This window comes from Lysinibacillus sp. NPDC097162 (assembly GCF_044762185.1).
Classification (GTDB): Bacteria; Bacillota; Bacilli; order Bacillales_A; family Planococcaceae; genus Lysinibacillus.
The window spans coordinates 1-5583 of record NZ_JBIWDT010000014.1; the positions used below are offsets into that span (position 1 = coordinate 1).

Annotated in this window: 4 protein-coding genes, 1 tRNA gene and 1 rRNA gene; 3 read left to right on the plus strand and 3 right to left on the minus strand. The window is 38.0% G+C overall.

Annotated features, from left to right (window positions below):
* Window positions 1–16 precede the first annotated feature (16 nt).
* Window positions 17–88 (plus strand) — tRNA-Glu (locus ACIQXW_RS24170).
* A 103-nt stretch (window positions 89–191) separates the two neighbouring features.
* Here ACIQXW_RS24170 and nadA read toward each other — a convergent pair.
* Genes nadA through nadB form a run of 3 tightly spaced genes read right to left on the minus strand, consistent with a single transcriptional unit; the run spans window position 192 to window position 3685 of the window.
* Complete coding sequence (nadA, locus tag ACIQXW_RS24175; RefSeq protein ID WP_402766340.1) at window positions 192–1295, minus strand: quinolinate synthase NadA; 1104 nt, start codon at window positions 1293–1295, stop codon at window positions 192–194.
* On the minus strand, window positions 1282–2142 hold the full coding sequence (gene nadC, locus ACIQXW_RS24180) for a carboxylating nicotinate-nucleotide diphosphorylase (RefSeq protein WP_340822886.1): 861 nt from the start codon (window positions 2140–2142) through the stop codon (window positions 1282–1284). Before nadC ends, nadA begins: the two co-directional genes overlap by 14 nt.
* Window positions 2099–3685: an L-aspartate oxidase gene (gene nadB / locus ACIQXW_RS24185; protein WP_402766343.1), complete on the minus strand. Its 1587-nt coding sequence runs from the start codon at window positions 3683–3685 to the stop codon at window positions 2099–2101. Before nadB ends, nadC begins: the two co-directional genes overlap by 44 nt.
* A 99-nt stretch (window positions 3686–3784) precedes the next feature.
* On the opposite strand from nadB, the gene ACIQXW_RS24190 reads away from it, so the two are divergent.
* Both ACIQXW_RS24190 and rrf read left to right on the plus strand, forming a co-directional pair.
* Complete coding sequence (locus tag ACIQXW_RS24190; protein WP_402766346.1) at window positions 3785–4876, plus strand: cysteine desulfurase family protein; 1092 nt, start codon at window positions 3785–3787, stop codon at window positions 4874–4876.
* Between the two features lie 613 nt (window positions 4877–5489).
* A 5S ribosomal RNA gene (rrf, locus tag ACIQXW_RS24195) occupies window positions 5490–5583 on the plus strand; the annotation flags it as partial.

Below are 5583 nucleotides of genomic sequence, written 5' to 3' on the forward strand. Positions count from 1 at the left end.
CTCCTTCTCCGCCATTGGCCCCTTGGTCAAGCGGTTAAGACACCGCCCTTTCACGGCGGTAACACGGGTTCGAATCCCGTAGGGGTCATACTAAAGCACAGTCGATGTAATTGTTTACATCGACTGTGCTTTTTTTAACAGAAGAAATACGAAAAATCGTCTACCACTAAATAGGTAGACGATTTTTTTGCTTACGCACGTGACAGCATTCTTTCAAGAGAGCTACGAGCTTCTTTTGCCGTTGACGTATCCACTTGAATACGGTTATGTGGCTGGCCCTGATTAATGCTTTCAAGTGACCATAGTAAATGTGGAAGGTCAATGCGATTCATTGTAAGACAAGGGCAAAAGTTTTCGTTTAAAGAAATAATATGTTTATCAGGATGTTGTTGAATAATGCGGTTTACTAGATTCATTTCTGTTCCAATTGCCCACGCTGATCCGCTTGAAGTATTATTAATAGTATCAATAATATATTTTGTAGAGCCTGCATCATCTGCAGCAGCGACAACTTCACGGCTACATTCAGGATGAACGATAATACGCATATTTGGATGTGATTGACGAACCATTGCTATATGTTGCACTGTAAAGCCTTCATGGACTGAACAGTGTCCTTTCCACAATATTACTTGAATATTTTCTGGCGATTGATCTGTTTCAAGCGTATTCGTATGTGGATTCCATACGGCCATATTTTCGAGAGGCACACCTAAATCGAACGCTGTATTTCTTCCTAAATGCTGATCTGGTAAAAATAAAATACGTTGTTTTTGTGAAAATGCCCATTTTACCATTTCTTTTGCATTGGAGGAGGTTACACAGGCGCCACCGTGACGTCCAGTAAATGCTTTAATTGCAGCAGTAGAATTAACATATGTTAATGGCAAAATTGTATTGCCGAAAAGTTGCTGTAAAATAGGCCATGCTTGTTCTGTTTGATAAATATCTGCCATGTCTGCCATCGAACACCCTGCACGCATATCAGGTAAGTAGACATGTTGCTTCTCAGTAGTTAGCATATCGGCTGTTTCTGCCATAAAATGCACACCACAAAAAACAATATGCTCAGCTTCTTTATTAGTAGCTGATATTTGAGCAAGCTGTAAGGAATCTCCCGTAGCATCAGCAAATTGTATTACTTCATCTTTTTGATAGTGATGTCCAGGTATAAAGAGTTTCTTACCTAATTTCTTTTTAATAGCTCGAATACGAGATTCCATTTCTTCTGTTGACAATGTTCGATAATGCTCAGGAAGAAGTGAAGCTTGTTGTAGTAAACTAGTGATGGACAAGTGTATGCTCTCCTTTCATTTGTACAAGTGCGCTAATATCAAAAGCTTTTACAGAGTGAGTTAATGCACCTAAAGAAATCCATTGAATACCCGACTTTGCATAAGCATTGAGGTTTTCTAATGTAATGCCACCAGAAGCTTCAGTAGCGATATGTGCTGGAACAATTTGAAGCCAAGCACGTATTTCGTCTGGTGTACGATTATCGAACATAATAATGTCCGCCCCAGCTAATATAGCTTCTTCTAATTGTGCTTTCGTTTCAATCTCCACTTCGATTTTTACAGTGTGCCCAATTTTTTTGCGAGCAGTTTGTACGGCTTCAGTAATACTTCCTGCAAAAGCAATATGATTATCTTTGAGCATAATAGCATCGTATAAGCCACTTCGGTGATTATAGGCACCACCTACTCGTACAGCATATTTATCGAGCATACGTAATCCAGGAATTGTTTTGCGTGTATCGCAAATTTTCGCAGAGGTTCCTACTGTTTCACGAACTGCTAAATTGGCTGCAGTGGCGATAGCAGACATGCGTTGAATAAGATTTAAAATGACTCGCTCACCTAATAATAATTTTTGTAGAGGTCCTTTAATAACAGCAAGAACATCTCCGAAATTCACGGTATCACCATCATTTTTATGCATAGTTATATGCATGGAGGGATCGAGTAAACGAAATCCATGTTCGATAATAGGTGTTCCACAAAAAATGCCGCTGTCTTTTGCATAAAACGAAAAAGAACCTATTTGCTCAAATGAAAAGATCAGCTCGCTTGATAAATCCCCATCTCCTATATCTTCATTAAAAAATTGCTTGAGCATTTCCTCGAGTTTGATGATATTCATACAATGAATTCCTCACTTTCATTTGTCCTTGTTGAAAAATAATCCAGCGTTGTGCCCACTTTGCTTCACTGTTAGGCTTATCATTCCGAATGTGGGCACCACGAGTTTCTGTTCGTGTGATGGCAGCATGTACCATCAATGATGCAACAATATGCATCATGTAAAGTTCTAGTTGCTGTTGATTTAAGCCCATTACATTAACTTGACGTAGAATTTGTAATGAAGGTAGTTGTTCTATCAAAAGCTGCATATCCAAAGGGTTTCGGACGATGCCCAATGTGTGCATCATTGTTTGTTGTAAGTTTTCCTTTGTTAATAAAGCAGGCATCGATTGATGGCAATGAGCAACAGCAAGCGTGAAATTAGTTTGCTTACAACCAGTTTTTATAATAAATTGAGCCATTTTTTGACCGAATGTTATGCCTTCAAGTAATGAATTGCTAGCTAAACGGTTTGCACCATGAACCCCTGTACAAGCAACCTCACCAACTGCATAAAGATTAGAAATCGAGGTTCTTCCCGTATCATCAGCAATCACACCACCCATTAAAAAATGGCTGCCTGGAGCTACAGGAATTAGACCGTTTTGTAAATCAATACCGTTATCTATGCAAAGTTTTGTAATAGTAGGGAATTTATTATCAAATCCCTGAATGCTTGAAATATCAATAAACGTTTCTTGCCCGAATGTACGTTTAATATATAACGTGTGTGCAGTAACATGACGTGGTGCTAAATCGAGCAACGGATGCACACCTGCCATAATCGGTTGACGCTCTGCATTAACAAAAATTCCTCCAGCACCCCGAACAGCTTCAGAAACCAATCCTTTAGCTTCACCATTACACCATAATAGACTTGGATGAAATTGCATAAATTCCATATCACTGATGGCAGCACCCGCACGATACGCTAATGCAATACCGTCTCCAGTATTCGTGGCATAGTTAGAAGTACTTGAGTAGAGAGCACCCGCACCACCTGAAGCAAGGATGACGTGATGAGCAAAATAACGTTTTATTCCTTTATCGCTTTTTGTCAGCACGCCAATACAAGCACCATCCGTATTCATTAACAACTCGAATGCCATCTCGTTGCTATTAACGTGAACATTTGGAGATAGATGCTGAAGCAAGTAATCAATCAGTATTTGACCAGTCCTATCACCACCAGCATGTAAAATGCGATGATGGCTATGTGCTCCTTCTAAGCCAAGGGCAGGTTCGCCATTATCTAGTCGATCAATTGGTAATCCATCTAATAGCAGTTGTTGGATAATCGTCATTCCATCCTGTATAAGTACATCAACAAATTTGTTTTCATGATGGTATTCACCAGCAGACAGTGTATCAGTGATATGAAACTTTATATGATCTTCTGGACTAGTAACAGCAGCTATTCCTCCTTGTGCACGATAAGAGCTACTTGTTTTAACAGAGGATTTTGTAACAATCTGTACTTGAAAATATTGTCCGAGTAGTCGTGCAGCTTGAAGAGACGCAATGCCGCTACCAATAATGAGTATGTCTGTCTTTACATCCATAGCTATACCTTCTTTACAGTTGTCTTGACACATATCTTTACATAAAATAAAAAGGAAAACAAGACTTGATGACTAGAAAGGGAGAATAAGATGATTTATATGGATTATGCAGCAACATCTCCAATGTCGAGTAATGCACTTCAGGCTTATTGTGACGTTGCAAAACGGTATTATGGAAATAGTGCGAGCTTACACGATTTAGGAGGACAAGCAAATTATTTTGTTGAGCAGGCAAGGGCTATAGTAGCAGGGACTCTCGGTGTAGAAAGTGATGGGATTATTTTTACTGGGAGCGGAACAGAGGGAAATTTAATATCAATTTTGTCACTTGCTTTAGCTTCAAAAAAAGGAAAGCATATTATTTCATCACAAGCCGAACATACATCCGTTCATGCAGCATTAAATACACTTGAAAAAATGGGGTTTACCATCACGAAATTACCTTTACAGCTTAATGGATGTATCGATGTAGAACAAGTTCGTGAGGCGATAAGGGAAGATACAGCATTAATAACGATTCAACATGTAAATTCCGAAATAGGTTCCATCCAACCTGTAGAGGAAATTGCAATAATAGCAAATAACGAAAATATATTTTTCCATGTAGATTGTGTGCAATCCTATTGTAAACTAGCAACAAATTCATTTAGTGCATACGTAGATGCGATGACGATTTCAGCCCATAAAATAGGAGGACCTAAAGGGTGTGGGGCTATATTTATAAATCCGAAAATTCGAGTTCCAGCATTAACGCCTGGTGTAACGCATGAACGAGGTTTACGTGGTGGAACACTAGATACACCTGCCATTGTTGCGTTTGCGGCAGCCATTGAAAATTATCAATATGAGCGTCAACATTATGATTTGCTACGTCAATATTTACGAAAAAATTTACCTTCAGCTTGTCAATTGATTGACAGTGTAGAGCAACTGCCTAATATATGCGGTTTGATAATGGAAAAAGTGGAAGGGCAATATGTATTGTTAAAATTAAACGAGGCAGGTATTTGTATTTCAACTGGTAGTGCCTGTGATATACACAGTGAATCTGGTACGAAAGCAATTTTATCAATGGGCTATACGATGGAGGAGGCACGTCAATTTTTTAGAATATCCTTTGGACCAACAACAACATTCGAAGAAATTGATCAATTACTTGCTGCACTGACGAATGTTTTTGCGAAATACTAAACGAAAATAATGGTAGGGAAATATTTAAAAAAAAGCTTTAGATTTTCACTCAGAGTCGCCACTTTCAGCGAAAATCAAAGCTTTTCTTAAAGTAAGTTAAACGGAACGAAAGATAGGAGATTGAATTTGTCATATGTTAATAAACTCCAGCATTTAATGTGAACTTTACCTAATGCCTACAGAAAGCTAACACCTGCATTTATAATTGTTACGAAGTAGTTTTAACTACGAGATTATTGGGGAAACTGCAATCAGGCAAATTCGTGATGTGCTCTTGAATTGTTTACCGCTAGATTATCAAAAGGACAGTAGTTGTGTTTGGTAGTTTAAATATATTCTTTATTCTATTTGCTAAAACTAAACTTTTTAATTTTTATGTAATAAAATGTTTTCTTTTGAAAAAACAATTGCTATAATGATTAGCAGAGCGATTATTTCTCTCACATAACAAAAATATCTTCAAAAAGTAGTAATTTCTTTTTTTTATAAAAAAGGGTTGCATTATGTTGATAAACGTTATACAATAATTCTTGTCTTGAAGGACAGGTAAACAACTTCAAAACGAAATACATAAGGGTTTCAAGATACGTTATAAATTGGAAACCGAAAATAGTCTAGTGATGATGGCAAAGAGGTCACACCCGTTCCCATACCGAACACGGAAGTTAAGCTCTTTAGCGCCGATGGTAGTTGGGGGCTTCCCCCTG

Coding starts and splice junctions, on each gene's coding strand:
- nadC (WP_340822886.1), bottom strand. CDS start 2,142: ATGAATATCATCAAACTCGAGGAAATGCTCAAGCAATTTTTTAATGAA.
- nadB (WP_402766343.1), bottom strand. CDS start 3,685: ATGGATGTAAAGACAGACATACTCATTATTGGTAGCGGCATTGCGTCT.
- ACIQXW_RS24190 (WP_402766346.1), top strand. CDS start 3,785: ATGGATTATGCAGCAACATCTCCAATGTCGAGTAATGCACTTCAGGCT.